The 20,125-nt window shown below is 64.6% G+C and carries 18 protein-coding genes; 6 read left to right on the forward strand and 12 right to left on the reverse strand.

Translation table 11 applies throughout. The features are described 5' to 3' along the window. Positions 1-200: 200 nt before the first annotated feature. The 5 genes from I6F28_RS06975 to ltnD all read right to left on the reverse strand — a co-directional run bounded on the left by I6F28_RS06975 (position 201) and on the right by ltnD (position 6,978). On the reverse strand, positions 201-1,889 hold the full coding sequence (locus tag I6F28_RS06975) for a methyl-accepting chemotaxis protein (RefSeq protein ID WP_225139548.1): 1,689 nt from the start codon (positions 1,887-1,889) through the stop codon (positions 201-203). A 244-nt stretch (positions 1,890-2,133) separates the two neighbouring features. Next, positions 2,134-3,825 carry a methyl-accepting chemotaxis protein gene (locus tag I6F28_RS06980; RefSeq protein ID WP_057027090.1) on the reverse strand — a complete coding sequence of 564 codons (1,692 nt, stop codon included), beginning with the start codon at positions 3,823-3,825 and terminating at the stop codon, positions 2,134-2,136. A gap of 168 nt (positions 3,826-3,993) precedes the next feature. Beyond that, a complete protein-coding gene (otnK, locus tag I6F28_RS06985) occupies positions 3,994-5,268 on the reverse strand; it encodes a 3-oxo-tetronate kinase (RefSeq protein ID WP_225139549.1) in 1,275 nt (424 codons plus the stop codon). Further along, on the reverse strand, positions 5,265-6,047 hold the full coding sequence (gene otnI / locus I6F28_RS06990) for a 2-oxo-tetronate isomerase (RefSeq protein WP_225139550.1): 783 nt from the start codon (positions 6,045-6,047) through the stop codon (positions 5,265-5,267). Before otnI ends, otnK begins: the two co-directional genes overlap by 4 nt. 13 nt (positions 6,048-6,060) lie before the next feature. Next, entirely contained in the window at positions 6,061-6,978 is a 918-nt protein-coding gene (gene ltnD, locus I6F28_RS06995) for an L-threonate dehydrogenase (RefSeq protein WP_225139551.1), read from the reverse strand. A gap of 106 nt (positions 6,979-7,084) precedes the next feature. On the opposite strand from ltnD, the gene otnC reads away from it, so the two are divergent. Further along, positions 7,085-7,759 (forward strand): 3-oxo-tetronate 4-phosphate decarboxylase, encoded by a 675-nt coding sequence (gene otnC / locus I6F28_RS07000; RefSeq protein WP_225139552.1) that lies wholly within the window; start codon positions 7,085-7,087, stop codon positions 7,757-7,759. A 181-nt stretch (positions 7,760-7,940) separates the two neighbouring features. Here otnC and I6F28_RS07005 read toward each other — a convergent pair whose 3' ends face one another. From I6F28_RS07005 to I6F28_RS07030, 6 genes are all read right to left on the reverse strand, one after another. Beyond that, the gene (locus tag I6F28_RS07005) at positions 7,941-8,645 is read right to left on the reverse strand and encodes an ABC transporter ATP-binding protein (RefSeq protein ID WP_061878149.1); all 705 of its coding nucleotides are present in this window, start codon (positions 8,643-8,645) and stop codon (positions 7,941-7,943) included. Beyond that, on the reverse strand, positions 8,629-9,360 hold the full coding sequence (locus I6F28_RS07010) for an ABC transporter ATP-binding protein (RefSeq protein ID WP_225139553.1): 732 nt from the start codon (positions 9,358-9,360) through the stop codon (positions 8,629-8,631). The genes I6F28_RS07005 and I6F28_RS07010 overlap by 17 nt, the downstream gene beginning before the upstream one ends. Continuing rightward, positions 9,357-10,340 carry a branched-chain amino acid ABC transporter permease gene (locus I6F28_RS07015; protein ID WP_057027087.1) on the reverse strand — a complete coding sequence of 328 codons (984 nt, stop codon included), beginning with the start codon at positions 10,338-10,340 and terminating at the stop codon, positions 9,357-9,359. Before I6F28_RS07015 ends, I6F28_RS07010 begins: the two co-directional genes overlap by 4 nt. After that, a complete protein-coding gene (locus I6F28_RS07020; protein ID WP_036004931.1) occupies positions 10,340-11,218 on the reverse strand; it encodes a branched-chain amino acid ABC transporter permease in 879 nt (292 codons plus the stop codon). Before I6F28_RS07020 ends, I6F28_RS07015 begins: the two co-directional genes overlap by 1 nt. 174 nt (positions 11,219-11,392) lie before the next feature. After that, complete coding sequence (locus I6F28_RS07025; RefSeq protein ID WP_036043192.1) at positions 11,393-12,637, reverse strand: ABC transporter substrate-binding protein; 1,245 nt, start codon at positions 12,635-12,637, stop codon at positions 11,393-11,395. A gap of 89 nt (positions 12,638-12,726) precedes the next feature. Beyond that, a complete protein-coding gene (locus I6F28_RS07030; RefSeq protein WP_225139554.1) occupies positions 12,727-13,542 on the reverse strand; it encodes a putative hydro-lyase in 816 nt (271 codons plus the stop codon). A gap of 120 nt (positions 13,543-13,662) precedes the next feature. Between I6F28_RS07030 and I6F28_RS07035 the strand changes: the two genes are divergently transcribed. From I6F28_RS07035 to I6F28_RS07055, 5 genes are all read left to right on the forward strand, one after another. After that, positions 13,663-14,580 (forward strand): LysR family transcriptional regulator, encoded by a 918-nt coding sequence (locus I6F28_RS07035; protein ID WP_036004923.1) that lies wholly within the window; start codon positions 13,663-13,665, stop codon positions 14,578-14,580. 32 nt (positions 14,581-14,612) lie between these two features. After that, a complete protein-coding gene (locus tag I6F28_RS07040; protein WP_225127336.1) occupies positions 14,613-15,863 on the forward strand; it encodes a Zn-dependent hydrolase in 1,251 nt (416 codons plus the stop codon). 12 nt (positions 15,864-15,875) lie between these two features. Then, positions 15,876-16,787: an NAD(P)-dependent oxidoreductase gene (locus tag I6F28_RS07045; RefSeq protein ID WP_225139555.1), complete on the forward strand. Its 912-nt coding sequence runs from the start codon at positions 15,876-15,878 to the stop codon at positions 16,785-16,787. A gap of 11 nt (positions 16,788-16,798) precedes the next feature. Then, positions 16,799-17,872 carry a malate/lactate/ureidoglycolate dehydrogenase gene (locus I6F28_RS07050; protein WP_225139556.1) on the forward strand — a complete coding sequence of 358 codons (1,074 nt, stop codon included), beginning with the start codon at positions 16,799-16,801 and terminating at the stop codon, positions 17,870-17,872. Between the two features lie 164 nt (positions 17,873-18,036). Further along, complete coding sequence (locus tag I6F28_RS07055) at positions 18,037-18,678, forward strand: suppressor of fused domain protein (RefSeq protein WP_036004875.1); 642 nt, start codon at positions 18,037-18,039, stop codon at positions 18,676-18,678. Between the two features lie 247 nt (positions 18,679-18,925). On the opposite strand, the gene I6F28_RS07060 is transcribed toward I6F28_RS07055, so the two are convergent. Further along, positions 18,926-19,999 (reverse strand): tartrate dehydrogenase, encoded by a 1,074-nt coding sequence (locus tag I6F28_RS07060; protein ID WP_225139557.1) that lies wholly within the window; start codon positions 19,997-19,999, stop codon positions 18,926-18,928. Positions 20,000-20,125 lie beyond the last annotated feature (126 nt).

A 20,125-nucleotide genomic window follows, 5' to 3' on the forward strand; every position in this document is an offset into this window, starting at 1 on the left:
CCAAGACAGGACGGCCGCTGCTCGAGGCGCCTTCCGCCGATTCTCGTGAATCGAATTTAACTATCCATGAAACGGGCGCCCCGTATGTTTACGGTCGGCTCCCCATGATCCTACCGCCAGACGACATCACGCTACCGCAGAAAAAAAAGAGCGGCGCTTTTGGGCGCCGCTCCCGGTTTGATCTATCCTTCGGCCGCGCCTTACGCGGCGCGGACGTTGGTCAGGAACTTGCTGACCTCGCTCTTCAGCCGGCTCGAATCGTTCGACAACATCTGCGCCGCCGACAGCACCTGCGAGGAGGCCGTGCCGGTCTCGGTTGCGCCGCGCTGCACGTCGGTGATGTTGGACGACACCTGCTGGGTGCCCTGCGCCGCCTGCTGCACGTTGCGGGCAATCTCCTGCGTCGCGGCGCCCTGCTCTTCCACCGCAGCCGCGATGGCCGACGAGATCTCCGACAAGCGCTCGATGGTCGAGGAGATCTCCTTGATGGCGCCGACGGAGTCGTTGGTCGCCGCCTGGATGCCGGAGATCTGCTGGCCGATCTCGCCGGTCGCCTTCGCGGTCTGCTCGGCGAGCGCCTTCACCTCGGAGGCGACGACGGCAAAACCGCGGCCGGCTTCGCCGGCGCGCGCCGCCTCGATGGTGGCGTTCAGCGCCAGCAGGTTGGTCTGGCCGGCGATGGTGTTGATCAACTCGACGACGTCGCCGATGCGCGCGGCGGCCTTGGACAATTCGCTGACGCGCTCGGTGGTGGCACGGGCCTGACCGACTGCATCGCCCGCCATCCGCGCCGATTCCTGCACCTGGCGGCTGATCTCGCCGACCGACGAGGCCATCTCCTCGGTCGCCGAGGCCACCGACTGCACGTTGGTGGAGGCTTCCTCCGAAGCGCCGGCCACCGTGGTCGCGAGCTTCTGGGACCGCTCGGCCGTACCTGTGAGGGTGGTGGCCGATGCTTCCAGCTGGGTCGATGCCGACGACACTGTTCCGATGATCTGGCCGACGGCGCTCTCGAAGTCGTCGGCGAGCCTGACCATGTCGCGTTTGCGCTGCTCGGCATTGCGACGCTCGGTTTCAGCCTGTTCCGCCTTCAGCCGCTCGACCTCGATGGCATTGGTCTTGAACACCTGGACCGCCTGAGCCATCTCACCGATCTCGTCCTTGCGTTCGATACCCGATACGATCACCGAGGTGTCCCCATTCGCGAGAACACCCATCTCGGTCGTGATGCGCTGGATCGGGCGGGTGACCGCGAAGGCGACGCCGAAGGCGCCCACGAGCGAGAGCAGCAGGGTGACGAGGCCTCCGATCAGCATGGCCATGGTGGCGCTGGACGAGGCGGCGTCGGAGGCAGCCGCCCGCACTGACAACAGCGACCGCTCTTCCCTGTCCATTTCCTGGACGACGGCGCGGAGGCCATCCATCGACTTCTTGCCGGCTCCGGAAGCCTCGAGCTCACGCGCCTTCGCCTGGGTTGCCGGATCCTTCATCAGCGCGATTTCGCGCTGCGCGACGTTGGTTGCCCAGTCGTTGGCAAGCGCCTTGACCTGCTCGAGTCGCTTCTGCTGCGTGGCGTTGTCCGAGGTCAGGCTGTCGACTTTGGCCGCCGCAGTCTGAAATTGTTTCAGCCCGGCTTCGTAAGGAGCGAGAAAGCCGGCATCGCCAGACACGAGATAGCCGCGAACGCCGGTTTCCTGATTGACCATCGCACCGACAAGCTCGGAAAGCTGCTCCAGCACCTGATAGGTATGCACTGTCATCTTCGCCGTGGAATTCATTACGCTCAGCGAGTTGTAGATGGCTGCGGTGCTGCCGGCGACGACGAGACAGATCGCCGCGAATACGGCGGAAACCTTAATGGAAATACGAAGGTTGTTGATCCAAGACATTAAATCCTCCCCAATGCTGACGGTCGGGAGTTGCTGGTCCGGACCGGCTCCGATCGTGCTACGACTTCCGCCACGATCTTACCGTCGCTCAGGATTGTTAGGTTTAACGACGCTACGCAGTAGTACGGAGCTTTCGCTGAAGAGTACGTCGCAATTCTACGGGCATATCGACAGCGCAACGCGCGCAGGAAAAACTATGAGCGGCGCCGATGGCGCCGCCCTTGCTTGTGGAACCCACGTCTGTCTACGCGGCGCGGACGTTGGTCAGGAACTTGCTGACCTCGTTCTTCAGCCGGCCCGAATCATTCGACAGCATCTGCGCCGCGGACAGCACCTGCGAGGAGGCCGTGCCGGTCTCGGTCGCGCCGCGCTGCACGTCCGTGATGTTGGACGACACCTGCTGGGTGCCCTGCGCCGCCTGCTGCACGTTGCGGGCAATCTCCTGCGTCGCGGCGCCCTGCTCTTCCACCGCAGCCGCGATGGCCGACGAGATCTCCGACAAGCGCTCGATGGTCGAGGAGATCTCCTTGATGGCGCCGACAGAGTCGTTGGTCGCCGCCTGGATGCCGGAGATTTGCTGGCCGATCTCGCCGGTCGCCTTCGCGGTCTGCTCGGCGAGCGCCTTCACCTCGGAGGCGACGACGGCAAAACCGCGGCCGGCTTCGCCGGCGCGCGCCGCCTCGATGGTGGCGTTCAGCGCCAGCAGGTTGGTCTGGCCGGCGATGGTGTTGATCAACTCGACGACGTCGCCGATGCGCGCGGCGGCCTTGGACAATTCGCTGACGCGCTCGGTGGTGGCACGGGCCTGACCGACTGCATCGCCCGCCATCCGCGCCGATTCCTGCACCTGGCGGCTGATCTCGCCGACCGACGAGGCCATCTCCTCGGTCGCCGAGGCCACCGACTGCACGTTGGTGGAGGCTTCCTCCGAAGCGTCGGCCACCGTGGTCGCCAGCCGCTGCGAGCGGTCGGCGGTCGCGGTCAAGGTCGAGGCGGAGGCCTCTAACTGGGTCGAGGCCGATGACACGGTCTGGACGATCTCGCCGATCATCGTTTCGAATTCGCGGGTGATGTCGTCGACGCGGCGGCCGCGCTCGATCTTGGCTTCGGCGTCGGCCGCGGCGGCTTCGTCGGCGGCCTTCTTGGCGATCAACGCCTCCTTGAAGATCTGGAGCACGTCGGCCATGGCGCCGATCTCGGTCTTCTCGCCGCGATGCGGGACTTCGGCGGAGAGGTCGCCTCGGCCCAGGGCCTGCATCGGCAGGGTGATCGAGTTGATGCCGCTAGAGACGTCGCGGACGAGATAGAAGCTGACGGCGATGCCGATGACGATAGCAGCGCCGAGAATGGCCGAGACCAGCATGAAGGCGTAGGCGTAACTGTCGGCGGCGTCCTGGGCGGCCTGTTCTCCGCCTTTGGTGTTGAGCTCGATGTCCTTGGTCAGGACCTCGTCTGCCTGAAGACCGAGCTTGTTGACGGTCTTCGTATTTAGCTCCCGGGCCTCGTGTGGGATCTTGCCGGCTTCCTTGCGCGAGAGCGCCATCACCTCTTCGGTGCCCCTCTTGTAATCGTCCCAGAGCTTTGCCCATTGGGTGTAGAGCGCCCTCTCCTCCGGCGAGGTGATCATCGGCTCGTAGCGGCTGCGGTATTTGGCAAGCGCCTCGAGCACCGTCACGGCCGTCTTTTCGTTGGCGAGCTTCTCGTCCAGCGTGTCGGAAAGCATGTGCTGGCGGACCACGTTGCGATAGGTGATGACGCTCGCCCGAAGCTCGCCCAGCACCCGCACGCTGGGCATCCAATTCATCGTGATGTCGACCGTGTTGGCGTTCATCGACCGCATTTTCATGATGGCGAGCAGGCCCATGCCGGCCATCGCGACGAGCAGGAATGCCACGACACTGATGATCTTGGCGCGGATGGAAATGTTGGCGAACATAATCGGATCTCGTTGTGCTGGCGCGGATGCGCGTCGAAGCTCTAAGAATCAACCAAAGAGGAGCTGCGGCGACATCTGAGCGCAGAGCACCTGCGCAAATGTTAACTGCGGCTCCGTACGAGTACCGAAGCCGAAAGAAATGAACGATGGACTAAGGAGGCTCTGCGCTCAGCGCATGAGCCTAAGCGCGTCGGAGAAGAAGTCCGGACCGCCAAAGTTTCCAGATTTCAAAGCGAGCAACATCTCGCCGGAGCTTGCACCGACCGCGCGCAGCACCGGGACTCCCGCCGCGATTTCTACTCCTACGAGAAATCCAGGAATTTTCAACCGATCGACCACGGCGCCGGATGTCTCGCCACCGGCGACGATCAAGCGACGGACGCCGGCCTGCACCAGACCCTCGGCGATACCGGCCATGGCCTGCTCGATCGCGTGGCCTGCGGCATCGCGGCCATGGCGTGCCTGCACGGCCGCAACGGCGTCCGGCGTCGCGCTCGAAGCGATCAGCACCGGACCTTCCGCAAGCCGCGGCCTCGCCCAGTCCAGCGCACGCTGCGCTTCAGCAGCGCCCGCGACGATCCGCTCCGGATCGAGATGAAGCACCGGCATGTTGCGTTCGGCGCTGGCGATCTGCTGAAGCGTCGCCTGCGAGCAGCTGCCGGCAAGGCATGCCGCCAGGCCGCCGACGGCCGCGCCGGTTTCGCCGCTCGGTGCCGACTTCACCTTGCCCGTCGACACCAGCGCGCGCGCAAGCCCGAGGCCCATGCCGGACGCGCCGACCGACAGAAGATGTTCAGCGGCGACGAGACCGATGGTCTCGAGGTCGCGGTCGAACACGGCGTCGATGATCGCAGCACCGATGCCCCTGGCGGCGAGCTCGGCCAGCCGTGCCCGCACGGCCTCCGCGCCGCGCGCGACGGTGGCGAGATCGACGAGGCCGATCTGCGTGCTGCTCTGGCGCGCCAGCACGCGCACCAAGTTGGAATCATGCATCGGGTTGAGCGGATGGTCCTTTAGCGGGCTCTCGCTGAGCGGCACGGCGCCGACGAACAGATTGCCCTGATAGACGGTGCGCCCGGTCTCCGGAAAGGCAGGCGTCACCAGCACGGCTCCCTCGCCGCAATCGGCGCGCAGCGCATCCATGACCGGGCCGATATTGCCGGCGTCGGTGGAATCGAAGGTCGAGCAGATCTTGAACAGCACGTGGCCCACGCCGCGGCCGCGCAGCCATTTGTCCGCCGCGCGCGAGCGCGACACGGCAAGGCCGGCCTCGATCGAGCGGCTCTTCAGCGACACCACGACGGCATCGACCTCGGGCAGCATCAGATCGTCGGCAGGGATGCCGATGGTCTGGACGGTGCGCAGGCCGGCGCGCGTCAGCGTGTTGGCGAGATCGGAGGCGCCGGTGTAATCGTCGGCGATGCAGCCTAACGCTGGGGTCACGGCTTCACTCCCGCATAGGGCTTGAACCAGGCGAGGCCATCGGTGGTCTTGCCGCGCGGATTGTATTCGCAGCCGACAAAGCCGGCATAGCCGAGCCGGTCGAGCTCACCGAACAGGAACGGATAGTTCAGCTCCTCGCCATCGGGCTCGTTGCGCGAGGGAATGCTCGCGATCTGGATGTGGCCGATGATCGACATCATCTCGCGCAGCCGCATGGTGACGTCGCCATGGATGATCTGGCAGTGATAGATGTCGAACTGGAGCTTCAGGTTCGCAAGCCTCAGCTCCTGGATCAGATCCCGCGCAAAGCCGAAATCGTTGAGGAAGTAGCCGGGCACGTTGCGCGCATTGATCGGCTCGATCACGATGTCGATGCCGTGCGGCGCGAAGAACTCGGCGGCCCAGGCCACCGATTTGTAGAAGGCCTCGATCGCGACGCGCTCGCCGCGATTGGCGATGCCGGCCATCAGGTGCAGGCGCTTGACGCCCGTCGCCTTGGCATAAGGCAGCGCCGTCTCCAGGCTCGCCTTGAGATCGGAAAAGCGCGATGGCAGCGCCGCAAAGCCCTTCTCGCCGGCGTTCCAGTCGCCCGGCGGCAGGTTGAACAGCGCCTGGGTCAGGCCGTTGCGCTTGAGCCGTTCGCCGACGGCCTCGGCGGCATGCTCGTACGGAAACAGGAATTCCACCGCGGTGAAGCCCGCTTGCGCGGCGGCGTCGAAGCGGTCGAGGAACGGCACCTCGGTGAACATCATCGAGAGATTGGCGGCGAAACGGGGCATTGGAGATCCTCTGTTACTTGTCGCCGGGCAGCTTGACGCCGGTGACCTGCGCATACATGCGCGCGACCGATGCGTCGTCGTCGCGGCCCATGCCGGCGGCCGATGTCATCAGGAACATCTGGAGCGCGGCGGCGGAGACCGGCACGGGGAATCGGGCCGTGCGCGCCATGTCCTGGATGATGCCGAGGTCCTTGACGAAGATCTCCACCGCGCTTCGCGGCGTGTAGTCGCCGTCGAGCACATGCGGCATGCGGTTCTCGAACATCCAGGAATTACCGGCCGAGGCCGTGATCACCTCGTAGACCTTGCGGATGTCGAGGCCCTGCTTGGCTGCGAACGCCATGGCTTCGCTGGCGGCGGCGATGTGAACGCCGGCGAGCAGCTGATTGATCATCTTGAACGCAGCGCCCTGCCCGGCCGCATCGCCGAGCTCGTAGAGCTTTGCAGCCATGGCATCGAGCGCCGGCCGCGCCTTGGCAAAGGCGGCCGAGCTGCCGGAGGCAAGAATCGTCAATTCGCCTTGCGCGGCGCGCTGCGCCCCGCCGGAGATCGGCGCATCCAGATAGTGCCGGCCGGTCGCCTCCAGCTGCTTGGCAAGACGGCGCGCCACGTCGGGATCCATCGTCGCCGAGGAGATGAACACGCTGTCCTTGGGCATGGTCTCGGCGGCGCCATCCTTGCCGAACAGGATGGTTTCGGTCTGCGCGGCATTGACCACCACGCTGACGACGATGTCTGCGTCCTTGGCCGCTTCGGCCGGCGTCTTGGCCCCCGCGCCGCCGTCCTTCACGAAGCGCGCGACGGCATCCGCCGAGACGTCGCAGCCGGTCACGGCATGGCCGGCGCTCTTGAGCGAGGTCGCCATGCCAAATCCCATCGAGCCGAGCCCGACGACGGCAATACGCTGATTTTGTGAGGTGGAGGCGGACATATGCAACTGACCCTTGCGAGCGTTTCCCAGATGGCCGCCCTTTGCGGCAGCTTGGCAACCGAATAACACGGCTTGGCCGCGCTGCCAAAGCGTGAGACAAGCAGGCATGACGGCCATGAGCAATGAGACATTGCTGCGCGAGGACATCTGCCGCTTCGGACGGTCCCTGTTCGAGCGCGGGCTGACGCCGGGCTCCTCCGGCAATATCAGCGTCAAGCTGGACGATGGCGGCTGGCTGGTGACGCCGACCAACGCCTCGCTCGGCTTCCTCGATCCCGCGAAACTGTCACGGCTGGACCAGCAGGGCCGGCTGGTTTCGGGCGATGCCCCGACCAAGGAAGTTCCGCTGCACAATGCGCTCTACGACACGCGCGGCAGCGCGCGGGCCATCGTGCATCTGCACTCCACGCATTCGGTGGCGCTGTCGATGCTGCCCGAGATCGATCCGCGCGCCGCGCTGCCGCCGATGACGGCCTATTATTTGATGAAATGCGGCGCCACCGCGCTCGTGCCCTATTACCGCCCTGGCGATCCCGCGGTCGCAGATGCGATCAAGGGGCTGGCTGGGAAGTACTCATCCGTGCTGCTCGCCAATCACGGCCCGGTCGTCGCCGGCGACACGCTGGAAGCGGCGGTGTTCGCGACGGAAGAGCTGGAGGAGACGGCGAGGCTGTACCTGCTGCTGCGCGGGATGAACCCACGTTACCTGTCGCCGGAGCAGGTGAAGGATCTGGTGCAGGTGTTCGGGGTGACGTTGCCGGAGCACGGGCACGAGTATTAGCGACTTGCGGTAAGGGGTGGACGAGCGTCGCCTCACCACCGCTGTCATTCCCCGCGAAAGCGGGGAATCCAGTACGCCGCGGCTTCTCCGCATATCTCTGACGTCTCGGAGTACTGGATCGCCCGATCAAGTCGGGCGATGACACCGGGTATGTTGCGCGGGCGTGCCCGATACTATTCGGCTACAGCCCCAGATATGCCTTCCGCACATCCGGATTGCCCTTTATCTCGCTGGCTGCGCCCTGCATCAGCACACGGCCGGTCTGCAGGATGTAGGCGCGGTCGGCGATCTCCAGGCATTCGGCCATGCGCTGCTCGACGATGAGGACGGTCATGCCGGAGTCACGGATGAGCTTCACCGCCTGGAAAATTTCGTCGACCAGCTTCGGCATGATGCCCTGCGAGGGCTCGTCCAGCATCAACAGCCGCGGACGCGTCATCAGCGCGCGGCCGATCGCGAGCATCTGCTGCTCGCCGCCAGAGAGCGTCTCGGCGCGCTGCTCCAGACGTTCCTGGAGGCGCGGGAACAGCTTGAAGACGAGATCGAGCGGCTCTTCGCGGTTCGCTTCGCCCCTGTAGAGATAGCTGCCGAGGCGAAGGTTGTCGCGCACCGACAGACGCGGAAACAAACGGCGGTTTTCCGGCACATAGGCGATGCCGGTGGCCGTGATGTGATGCTGCGCCATGCCGTCGAGGCGCTTGCCGTCGAAGGTCACGCTGCCCGAGCGCGGACGCTCGGCGCCGGCGATCGACTTCAGCAGCGTCGACTTGCCCGCGCCGTTGGCGCCGGCGACGCAGACGATCTCGCCCTTCTGGACCTCGATCGAGACCGCGGAGATCGCAACCAGGCCCTGATAGGCGGTGGTGACTTCACGCACCGACAGCATGACGATCTCCCAGATATGCCTTGATCACCTTGGGATCGCGCACGACGTCGGCGGGCTTGCCCTCGACCAGCACCTTGCCGAGATCGAGCACGATGGCGCGATCGACCAGCGGCATCACGATCTCCATGACGTGCTCGACCATCAGCACGGTGATGCCGGTATCGCGCACCTTGCGCACCAAGGCGACGCCGGTCTGCGCCTCGGTCGGCGTCAGTCCGGTGAGGACTTCGTCGAGCAGCAGCAGCTTCGGTTCGGTCGCAAGCGCCCGCGCGACTTCGAGGCGGCGCTTCTCGGCCGGAACGAGGTCGCTCGCGAGCACGTCGGCGCGCGCTGCGAGCCCGGTGAATTCCAGCACTTCATGCGCCTTGCGGCGCGCCTCGCGCATCACGGTGGTACGCACGAGCGCACCGACAATGACGTTGTCGATGACAGTCATGGTCTCGAAGCTCTTCACGACCTGGAAGGTGCGCCCGATGCCGCGCTGACAGCGCGCGGCCGCCGGCATGCGGGTGACGTCCTCGCCGTCGAATAGAATCGAGCCTTGGGTCGGCGGCAACACGCCGGCGATGAGATTGAACAGCGTCGACTTGCCGGCGCCGTTGGGACCGATCAGGCCGACGATCTCGCCGCGGCCGACCGAGATCGAGATGTCGCTGTTGGCGACGAGGCCGCCGAAGCGCTGCCAGACGCCGCGGGTTTCGAGCAGCGCGCTCATCGGGCAGCTCCCGTCTTCTTCGGGCGTGAAAACAGGCTCAGCAGGCCGCGCGGCAGGGCCAGCGAGATCAGAACGATCAGCGTGCCGTAGACAATGAGGTCGACACCCCGCCCCGAGCCGCCGAACTTGAAGCGCGTCAGCTCAGTCAGCGGGATCAGGATGGCCGCCCCTAACACCGGCCCCCACAGGGTGCCGATACCGCCGAGCACGGCCGGCAGCGCCATCAGCAGCGAAAACTGAAAGCCCATGACGCTTTCCGGATCGATGTAGGAGACGAACTGGGCGTAGAAGCTGCCGCCGACCGCGACAAGGAAGGCGGAGACCGCGGCCGCACCCATCTTGGAATTGAACACGTCGACACCGAGGCTCTCGGCCGCCTCCGGGTTGTCCTTGACGGCGCGCCACCAAAATCCCCATTTGGAGTTTTCCAGCCACCATGTCACGAACCAGGCGAGGCAGCACAGCGCCAGCGCGAAATAGAAGTAGGGCAGCTTGGTGCGCAGAAACTGGAATTTCAGCCAGCTGTCGCCGCGGATCGGAATGGTGATACCCATCGCAGCGCCTGCCCATTCCCAGTTGTGGAACAGAAGCAAGCCGATTTCGGCGATGACGATAGTGGCGATCACGAAGTAATGGCCGCGGAGGCGGAAGAAGGGATAGCCGAGCCCCATCGCGATCAGCGCCGACACCACCCCGCCCGCCAGCATGCCGAACCAGGGCAGCACGCCGAACTTCGTGAACAGCAGCTCGGTGGTATAGGCTCCGAGGCCGAAATACAGCGCGTGGCCGAGCGAGATCTGCCCGCAATAGCCGGACAGGATATTCCAGCTCTGCGACAATCCCGCATACATCAGTGTCAGGATCAGGATGTTCTGGACGACGACGTCCTTCACGAACAACGGCGTCAGCGCGGCAATGGTAGCGAGCGCTGCGGCGATGATGAGGTTGCGGCGGCGCCGCGCTGCAAAATCCTTGTCCATCACATCGATCCGAACAGGCCGCGCGGCCGGATGAAGACGACCAGCAGATAGACCGAGTAAATGCCGACCGATTTCAGCGACGGCGGCAGCACCAGCGCGGTGACCGCTTCGACGAGACCGACGATGATGCCGCCGGCGAAGGCGCCGAACACGCTGCCGAATCCGCCGAGCGCCACCGTGACATAGGCGATCAGCGCAAAGGACGCGCCGACGTCGGGATAGATGTAGAAGAACACCGCCATGATCGCGCCGGCGAGACCGACCAGCGCGGCGCCGAGCCCCCAGCCGAACGCGAAGACGCGGTTCTTGTCGATGCCGACGAGCGCGACTGCACCGGGATCCTCGCGGGTCGCTTCGATCGCGCGGCCGAAATCGGTTCGGTGGATGAAGAAGTAGAGACCTGCAAAAGCGGCGATCGAGACCAGCGCGCCGACCAGTTGCGGCTCCGGCAGGAAGATTCCGCCGACCGAGATGGTTTTGCCGCCGAGCCAGGACTGCGGAATGCTGCGATAGTCCGGCGTGAAGAAATACTGCGCAAGGCCGCGCATGACGATGGCGAGGCCGAAGGTGGTGAAGATCTGCACCATGCCGGCGTTGGCCTTGGCCCGCATGGCGAAGCGTACAAGGAGCAGGTAGACGACCGCTCCGAATATGAAGAGTGCCGCAGCGACCAACGGCGCCGACAGCAAGGGATCAATCGCGAAGAACGCGAACAGGAAGAAGGACAGATACATCGCGATCATCAGGAACTCGCCATGGGCGAAGTTCGTGACGTCCATCAGGCCGAAGATCAGCGCGAGGCCGACCGCGATCAATCCGTAGAGCAGGCCCATCAGAAGGCCGCTCGCGAGACTCTGGATAATGGCTTGGGCTGTCAACTCTGGTCCCCCGTTCGAAACGTCACGACAGGCTTCGTCATTGCGAGCGAAGCGAAGCAATCCAGAAATGTTTCGAAGGAAGCAGTCTGGATTGCTTCGTCGCTTCGCTCCTCGCAATGACGGTGTGGGAGCAGCTTGCTTCCCACAGCGCCTGCTCCGCTGCCCCCGCAGCGCTTACTTCATCGGCCAGATCGCCTCGGCGATCGCGGCCTGCGGCGGGAAGATGGTGACGAACTTGCCGCCGACATATTGCAGCAGCACCGGATCGGCGTCGTTGTTCTGGCCCATCTCGTCGAACTTGACGCGCTTCCAGGGCATGATGGTCTTCTCGCCCGGGATGTCGGTCGCGGCCAGCGCGTCGCGGATCTTCTCGCCGTCGGTCGACTTGGCGCGGCTGATGGCGTCGGCGAGGATGATCAGGCCCATGAACTGCCGCGAGGTGAGGTCGTTGAAATCCTTGCCGGACCTGGCCTTGAACATCTCGTTGATCTTGCCGACCATCGGCCGCTTCTGCGCGAGGTCGAGCGAGAAGGTGCCGCGCGAGATCACGCCTTCGAGCTTGTCGCCGACGGCATCGTAGAGCGCCTTCTCGGAGAAGCCGGCGTCCTGCGCCACGATCGCATTCGGCTTGTAGCCGAGCTCGGCCATGGTCTTGACCAGGAGGATGCCGTCGGTGGTGTAGCTCGACGGCATCAGCACGTCGGCATTGGCGGTCTTGAGCTGCTGCACCTCGGCAGAGAGCGAGGGCGAGTTGGCGCGATACTTGATGTCGGTGACGATCTTATAGGCGCGCTCGCCGGCGATCTTGGTCTGGGCATTGCCGGAATCGGTGCCGAAGATGGTGTCCTCGTGGAACAGCGACAGCGTCTCGATCTTGGTGCCCTTCTTCTTCATGGCGTCGAAGAAGTCGAACATCGCAGCCGAGTACATCTCGTCGTGCGGCGAGGCGCGGAAGTAATATTTCAGGCCGCGGCGGTGCAGGCTCGGCGAGGAATTGTCGGCGGACAGGAACGGGACCTGATAGCGCTCGCAGATCTGGCTGACGGTGACGGCCACCGCGCTCTGGTAAGTGCCGATGACGGCGCAGACCTTCTCCTGCGTGATCAGGCGCTCGGCCTCGGCGCGGCCCTTCTGCGGATCGGCCTGATGGTCGGCGAACACGAGTCGGATCTTGGCGCCACCGAGGCCCGGCAGGCCTTCGCCCTTCGCCAGCGGCAGGTCGAAATCGCTGTCCTTGTTGATGACTTCGAGCGCGGTCTCATAGGCCTTCTGCGCGTCGACGCCCTGCTGCGCGCTGCCGCCGGAGAAGGGATAGATCACGCCGATCACGACTTCCGAGCTCTGTGCGCGCGCTGCCAGCGGCACTAGGGCGGCAGTGGCGGTGGCCCCCAACAACACGTCGCGGCGAGTGATCGTCATGGCAAAGTCCCCTGTTACTGAATTTCGGCTGATCGAATGAAGCGATTGGTGGATGCGGTAAAGCCCGAAGAAGCAGCAGACGCTGCCCACTAAATCACGGCCATGTTTCTGTTCTTGAGATCGGTCACCAGCATCAGGCCGGGCGAATGCGTGATCGCGAACGGCAGTTTCGCGGCGTTGATGACCGATTGCGGCGTCACCCCGCAGGCCCAGAACACCGGGATCTCGTCGTCGGCGACCGGCACCGGATCGCCGTAGTCGGGCTTGGCGATATCCTTGATGCCGATCAGATGCGGATGGCCGAGATGCACGGGCGCGCCGTGCACGGCCGGATAGCGCGAGGTGATCTGCACCGCGCGGATCGCATCGGCCGGCTTGAACGGACGCATCGACACCACCATGGGACCGGCGAACGGACCTGATACACCGCAGGCGATGTTGGTGCGGTACATCGGCACGCGCACGTTCTTCTCGATGTGGCGGATCGGCATGCCCTCCTCGAGCAACGCCTCCTCGAACGAGAACGAGCAGCCGAGCACGAAGGTGACGAGATCGTCGCGCCAGTAGCTCTTCACGTCGGTGGGCTCGTCCACGACCTCGCCGTCGCGCCAGACGCGGTAGCGCGGAACGTCGGTGCGGATGTCGAGATCGGCGCCGAGCGAGGGGATGTAAGGGCTGCCGACGTCGGACATGCCGATGATCGGGCACGGCTTGGGATTGAGCTGGCAGAAGCGGTGGAAGGCACCGGCATATTCCGCCGGCAGGATCGCCAGATTGCCCTGGACGTATCCGGGGGCGACACCGGCGGTGGAGGCGGCCAGCCCCTCGCGGTAGGCGAGCCGGGCCTTGCGGCTCGGGAGGGCGTCGGGTGTTTCAGTCTGCTGCGCTGCCACCAAAACAGTCATGTGATCGACCTGCCTATAAACTCGACAAAGACAAGCCAACACCAAGCGTGCTATAAAGTCTAATCTTCGTTTCTAATCAATCTCGATAAATCTGATTTATCGACTGGGGAAATCCTTCCAATGCTGGACTTCAGGTCGATCGAGACGTTCCTATGGGTTGTGAAGCTCGGTAGCTTCCGTGGCGCCGCGCAACGGCTCAACACCACCCAGCCGGCGATCTCCCAGCGCATCGCCCAGCTCGAGCGCGAGATGGGCGTGAAGCTCCTGAACCGCGATCATCGCATCGCCTCACCGACACCGAGCGGCCGGCAGATGATGGTCTATGCGGAGAAGCTGATCGGCCTGCGCGCTGCGATGATGGCGGAGATCGGCGATGCTTCGGCGATGCGCGGCGTGATGCGGCTCGGCGTCGCCGAGACCATCGTGCACACCTGGCTGCCGCGGCTCGTCAAGAGCGTCAACGAGGTCTATCCGAACCTGTCGCTGGAGATCGAGGTCGACATCACGCCGAACCTCACCGCGCGCCTGCTCGCACAGGAGATCGAGCTCGCCTTCGTGGTCGGACCGCTGTCCGCCTCCGGCGTGCACAACCGCGTGCTCGCCGATTATCCGATCGGCTTCCTCGCGAGTCCCTCGCTCGGGCTCGGCAAGGGCCCGGTGACGCCGGCGGACCTCGCGCGGTTTCCGATCATCACCTTCCCGCGCAAGACCAAGCCCTACGAGGTCGTGCGCGAGGTGTTCGACCGGCCGGAGCTGCCGCCGATCCGCCTGCATGCGTCCGCTTCGCTGGCGACCGTCATCCACATGGCGGTCGAGGGCCTTGGCATCGCCGTGATCCCCGACGCCATCGTCGAGAACGAGCTCGCCGACGGACGGCTGCAGCTGCTCGACACCGATCTTTCCATCGCGCCGCTGACCTTCACCGCGAGCTGGCTGGCCTCGCCCGATGTCGTCGCCGTGGAGCGCGTCGCCGAGCTTGCACGGCAAATTGCGCAGAGCAGCCTCGCGGTTGACGCGCCCGCACAGGCGCGTCATTGAAAAAGGCGCCGGACAAAAGAGAGAACGACCGCATGAGCCGAGCCGCGACCAACCTGCAAATCGATTCCGCCCGCCTGTGGGGCTCCATCCACGAGACCGCGCAATTCGGCGCGACGGCCAAAGGCGGCGTGCGGCGGCTGACGTTGAGCCGTGAAGACAAGCAGGTGCGCGATTGGTTCCGCAAGGCCTGCGAGGATGCCGGACTGGAAGTCCACGTCGACGCGCTCGGATCACAGTTCGGCCTGCGCAAGGGCCGCGACATGTCGAAGCTGCCCGTCGGCATCGGCTCGCACCTCGACACCCAGCCGACCGGCGGCAAGTATGACGGCATCCTGGGAACGCTCGGCGCGCTGGAGGTGATTCGCACGCTGAACGATGCCGGCATCGAAACCGAGGCGCCAATCTGCGTCGTGAACTGGACCAACGAGGAAGGCTCGCGCTTCGCACCGGCGATGATGGCTTCCGCCGCCTATGTCGGCGACTTCACCACAGACGACATTTTGTCGCGCAAGGACGCCGAGGGTACCACCGTCGGCCAGGCGCTCGACGGCATCGGCTATCGCGGCGACAAGCCGGTCGGCTTCCAGAAGCTCGGCTGCTTCGTCGAGCTGCACATCGAGCAGGGGCCGATCCTGGAAGCCGAAGGCAAGACCATCGGCGTGGTCGATTCCGGCCAGGGCGTGCTCTGGTACGACGGCAAGATCTCCGGCTTCGAGAGCCATGCGGGCTCCACGCCGATGCCGCTGCGGCGCGATGCGCTGGCGACCTTGTCCGAAATCGTGCTGGCGATGGAGTCGATTGCGAGGAAGCACGGACCGAACGCCGTCGGCACCATCGGCGAGGCCGTCATCGCCAATCCCTCGCGTAACGTCATTCCCGGCGAGATCGCCTTCACCATGGACTGCCGCAGTGCCGATGGCGCCATCATGGATGCGCTCGACCGCGATCTGCGGGCGGCAATCGCCGAGATCGCCGCGCGCCGCAAGGTCGAGGTCAAGATCGATCTGGTATGGCGCAAGCCGCCGACGCATTTCGATCCGAAGCTGATTGCTGCCGTCGAGAACGCCGCTAAGACGCTCGGCTATTCCTCGCGCCGCATCACCTCCGGCGCCGGCCACGACGCCTGCAACCTCAACACGATCATGCCGGCGGCGATGGTGTTCGTGCCCTGCAAGGACGGCATCAGCCACAACGAGCTGGAGGATGCGACGCAGGGCGACTGCGCCGCGGGCACCAACGTCCTCATGCATACCGTGCTGGCAGTCGCCGGCGTCGCATCCTGAGCGGAGAGAACCATGCGCGGAGTTTTCGTCGACGCCAATGAATCGCTGGCCGTGATCATGGAGCGGCTGGAGAAGCCTGGTGATCCCAAGGTGCGGATCAACAGGAATCCCGACATCACGCCCGAGCAATATCCTGATATTCTCGACGGCGCCGAGATCGCGATCGTCGACCACACCGCACTGCCGACCGAAGTCGCGAAGAAATGCACCGGGCTGAAGCACGTCGTGTTCCTCGGTACCGGCGCGCGCAGCTACATGAATCCGGAAGAGCTCGCCGAGCTCGGCATCTCCGTGCATCTGATCAAGGGCTACGGCGACACGGCGGTTGCGGAATCCGCGATCGCGCTGATGTGGGCGTCGGCCCGCGTCATTGCGATGATGGACCGCGAGATGCGCGCCGGGAACTGGCTGCGGGAGGACGGCATGCAGCTCACCGGCAAGACGCTCGGCCTGATCGGCTTCGGCGGCATCGCCGCGGAGGTCGCGCGCATCGCGTCCGGCAGCGGCATGAAGGTGATCGCCTGGAACCGTTCGCCGAAGAGCTATCCGGGGGTCGAATTTACCGATCTCGACAGCGTGCTGGCGAGAAGCGACGTGGTGTCGCTGCACCTGCTGCTCAACGACGAGACGCGCGGCATGATCACGCGCGAGAAGATCCTTGCTATGAAACGCGGCGTCATTCTCATCAACACCGCCCGCGCCGCTGTTGTCGACGAGGCCGCCATGATCGAGGCGCTGAAGTCCGGCCATATCCGCCACGCCGGCCTTGATGTCTTCAACATCGAGCCGCTGCCCGGCGATCATCCGCTGACGAAGCTGCCGAACGTGACGTTGTCGGCGCATTCGGCCTTCCGCACACCGGAGGCGAGCGAGAACCTGATTGAAGCGGCGTTGGTCCATTGCCGCCGGATCGTGAAGGGATAAGAGCAACAACAATGGCCGACTATCGCATCATCAAGGCAGAGTCGCTCACCAAGGCCATCCATGCCATCGTCAGGGCCGGCGGCTCCTCGGACCGCGAGGCCGAGCTCGTGGCCACCAATCTCGTCGAAGCCAATCTGAAGGGACACGACTCGCACGGCGTCGGCATGATTCCGCGCTACGTCCAGAGCGTCACCAATGGCGGCCTCGCCGTGAATTCGCACGTCAAGATCGTGCTCGACACCGGCCCGCTTCTCACCCTCGACGGCCTCACCGGCTACGGCCAGGTGATCGGCCATGAAGCGATGGAGCTCGCGGCCGAGCGCGCAAAGAAGAACGGTGTTTGCCTTGTCGGCCTCTCAAATTCGCATCACATCGGCCGCATCGGCCACTGGGCTGAGCAGTGCATCGACCACGGCCTGGTCTCGATCCACTTCGTCAACGTGATCTCGCGGCCGATCGTGGCGCCCTGGGGCGGCAGCGACGCACGCCACGGCACCAACCCGTTCTGCGTCGGCATCCCGCGCGCCGGCAAGGATCCCATTGTGCTTGACTTCGCCACCAGCAGGATCGCGCAGGGCAAGACCCGTGTTGCACATAACAAGGGTGTCGAGCTCGAGGCCGGTACGATCATCGATCACGAAGGCAAGCCCACGATCAATCCGCGCTACACCGTGATCCCGCCCTACGGTGCCATCCTCCCGTTCGGCGAGCACAAGGGCTCGGGCCTTGCGCTGGTGTGCGAGATCCTCGGCGGCGCGCTCTCCGGCGGCCAGGTGGTCAAGGGCTCGTCCGACGGCAAGTACAACGTCCTTAACGGCATGCTCTCGATCGTCATCGATCCGGGCAAGCTCGGCACCGGCGAGAACCTTGCACGCGAAGTTGAGAGCTTCGTGAGCTGGCACACCGGCTCGCCGCCTGCCCCCGGCATCGACAAGGTCAGAATCGCGGGCGAGCCGGAGCGCGAGATCAAGAAGAAACGTCTCGCCGAGGGCATCCCGGTCGACCCAACCACCTGGCAGGAGATCCTGGATGCCGGGAAGAAGTTCGGGCTGGAACAGACGGCCATCGAGAAGATCGCGAGCTGATCGGAGCGAGGCGCGCTCCTCGGCGTCGCCTCGCGCCTCATGACCAATCGCGCAAGAGAGACTGGACGGCGGCGAAATGTCGACGTGCTCGCGGCACGGGTTTGAACCGCCCCGCATGACCTTGCGACAATGCGGATATCCGATTGCATCCGCCCGAGGTTCGCATGCTCTCCCGTCTCGCAAAATTCGTGTCCGGCTCAAACCTTCCGTCGCCCGGATCCGATCTCTACCGGCAACGGCTCGCCATCTACGAGAGCGAGCTTGGCGAGCCCGAGCGCACATTCACTGATAACGCAGAGCGCCGCATCGACATCCACGCCTTCGGCCGCGATTTCGTCCCGGTCTGCCAGGAGGGCTCCGACGAAGGTTATGTCCTTCTCACAAACGGGATGAGCGAGCAACGGATGCACGGCGTCCCCGGCGACGCGAAGCCCCGGGCCGAGCTGATGTGGTACGTCCGCGAGCCGACGCAGGACGTTTGCGCCAATCTGCGCTGGCTGGCCAATCTGCCGTTCATCGACACGACCTGGTTCGGCTTCGGCCATCGCGTCGCGCTTCCGTGGCCGCCGGTTGCAGGAACGGACTTCCAGACGTTCCTGTTGCTCACACCGATCATCGGACCCGACAAGGAGATCGCCGAGGCGCTGGAGATTGCGGGCGATCCGGTGGAGATCCTGACCGTGAATCTGATCTCGCATCAGGAGCTCGGGCTGATCAAGTCCAGGGGGCTCGATCCGTTTCTCGATCTGCTCGACGAGAACGACTATCCGCCGATATTCGATCCGTCGCGGAAGTCGTATGTGTAGTCGTAGGCCAAAGCACTGCTGCCGTTCCCTTCTCCCCTTGTGGGAGAAGGTGGCATAGGCGGCCTTGGGCCGCCGTTCCTAAGAACGCCGAAGCGAAGCTTCGGCTATGGCGCCGGATGAGGGGTTCTCTCGGCGAACAATTTTACGGCTGATAGGTCTGCATCTGCGGAAACAGACCCCTCACCCGTCTTCGATGCTTCGCATCGAAGCCACCCTCTCCCACAAGGGGAGAGGGTGAGGCGGCGAACTAATCCACCATATCCGCAACCGCCTTGCCGCACGCCGTCGTGTCGGCATTGCCGCCGAGATCCTTGGTGCGCAGCGTGCGTTCGGCGAGCGTGCGCTCGATCGCCTCGACGATCGACTTGCCGGCTTCCTTCTCGCCGAGATGCTCGAACATCATCGCGCCGGACCAGATCATGCCGATCGGGTTGGCGATGCCCTGGCCGGCGATGTCGGGCGCCGAGCCGTGCACCGGTTCGAACACGGATGGGAAATCGCCCTCCGGGTTGATGTTGCCGGACGGAGCGATGCCGATGGTGCCGGTGCAGGCCGGGCCGAGGTCGGAGAGGATGTCGCCGAACAGGTTGGAGCCGACCACGACGTCGAACCAGTCCGGATGCAGCACGAAGTTCGCGGTGAGAATGTCGATGTGGTACTTGTCCCACTTCACGCCTGGAAACTTCTTGGCCATCGCCTCCACGCGCTCGTCCCAATAGGGCATGGTGATCGAGATGCCGTTGGACTTGGTCGCCGAGGTCAGGTGCTTCTTGGGCCGCGACTGCGCGAGCTCGAAGGCGAATTTCAGGATGCGGTCGACGCCGGTACGGGTCATCACCGTCTGCTGCGTCACGAACTCGCGGTCGGTCTCCGGGAACATGCGGCCGCCGACCGAGGAATATTCGCCTTCGGTGTTCTCGCGCACCACCCAGAAATCGATGTCGCCGGGTTTGCGCCCCGCCAGCGGCGACGGCACGCCGGGCATCAGCCGCACCGGGCGCAGGTTGACGTACTGGTCGAACTCGCGGCGGAACTTGATCAGCGAGCCCCACAGCGAGACGTGGTCCGGGATCTTGGCCGGCCAGCCGACCGCACCGAAATAGATCGCATCGTGCTTGCCGATCTTCTCCTTCCAGTCGTCGGGCATCATCTGGCCGTGCTTCTCGTAATAGTCGTAAGACGAGAAGTCGAAATGGTCGAAATGCAGCGAGACGTTGTGCTTCTTCGCCGCCGCCTCCAAAACGCGCAGGCCCTCGGGCATCACCTCCTTGCCGATGCCATCGCCGGGAATGACCGCGATCCGGTATTGCTTCTTGCTCATCGAGAACGTCCTTGGTTGGTCCGGCAGTCGCCGCCTTCTGACTGCACTGCAATGGACCAAACGCGGCGGCAGTGCAACGCTGCACTGCAATGTTGACCATGGCGCGGCCAAGCGCCTACTGATTTG

The sequence above is a fragment of the Bradyrhizobium sp. NBAIM14 genome (genome assembly GCF_020193895.1).
GTDB classification, from domain to species: Bacteria; Pseudomonadota; Alphaproteobacteria; order Rhizobiales; family Xanthobacteraceae; genus Bradyrhizobium; species Bradyrhizobium yuanmingense.

Coding starts and splice junctions, on each gene's coding strand:
- I6F28_RS06975 (WP_225139548.1), bottom strand. CDS start 1,889: ATGTCTTGGATCAACAACCTTCGTATTTCCATTAAGGTTTCCGCCGTA.
- I6F28_RS06980 (WP_057027090.1), bottom strand. CDS start 3,825: ATGTTCGCCAACATTTCCATCCGCGCCAAGATCATCAGTGTCGTGGCA.
- otnI (WP_225139550.1), bottom strand. CDS start 6,047: ATGCCCCGTTTCGCCGCCAATCTCTCGATGATGTTCACCGAGGTGCCG.
- ltnD (WP_225139551.1), bottom strand. CDS start 6,978: ATGTCCGCCTCCACCTCACAAAATCAGCGTATTGCCGTCGTCGGGCTC.
- otnC (WP_225139552.1), top strand. CDS start 7,085: ATGACGGCCATGAGCAATGAGACATTGCTGCGCGAGGACATCTGCCGC.
- I6F28_RS07005 (WP_061878149.1), bottom strand. CDS start 8,645: ATGCTGTCGGTGCGTGAAGTCACCACCGCCTATCAGGGCCTGGTTGCG.
- I6F28_RS07010 (WP_225139553.1), bottom strand. CDS start 9,360: ATGAGCGCGCTGCTCGAAACCCGCGGCGTCTGGCAGCGCTTCGGCGGC.
- I6F28_RS07015 (WP_057027087.1), bottom strand. CDS start 10,340: ATGGACAAGGATTTTGCAGCGCGGCGCCGCCGCAACCTCATCATCGCC.
- I6F28_RS07025 (WP_036043192.1), bottom strand. CDS start 12,637: ATGACGATCACTCGCCGCGACGTGTTGTTGGGGGCCACCGCCACTGCC.
- I6F28_RS07030 (WP_225139554.1), bottom strand. CDS start 13,542: ATGACTGTTTTGGTGGCAGCGCAGCAGACTGAAACACCCGACGCCCTC.
- I6F28_RS07035 (WP_036004923.1), top strand. CDS start 13,663: ATGCTGGACTTCAGGTCGATCGAGACGTTCCTATGGGTTGTGAAGCTC.
- I6F28_RS07040 (WP_225127336.1), top strand. CDS start 14,613: ATGAGCCGAGCCGCGACCAACCTGCAAATCGATTCCGCCCGCCTGTGG.
- I6F28_RS07045 (WP_225139555.1), top strand. CDS start 15,876: ATGCGCGGAGTTTTCGTCGACGCCAATGAATCGCTGGCCGTGATCATG.
- I6F28_RS07050 (WP_225139556.1), top strand. CDS start 16,799: ATGGCCGACTATCGCATCATCAAGGCAGAGTCGCTCACCAAGGCCATC.
- I6F28_RS07055 (WP_036004875.1), top strand. CDS start 18,037: ATGCTCTCCCGTCTCGCAAAATTCGTGTCCGGCTCAAACCTTCCGTCG.
- I6F28_RS07060 (WP_225139557.1), bottom strand. CDS start 19,999: ATGAGCAAGAAGCAATACCGGATCGCGGTCATTCCCGGCGATGGCATC.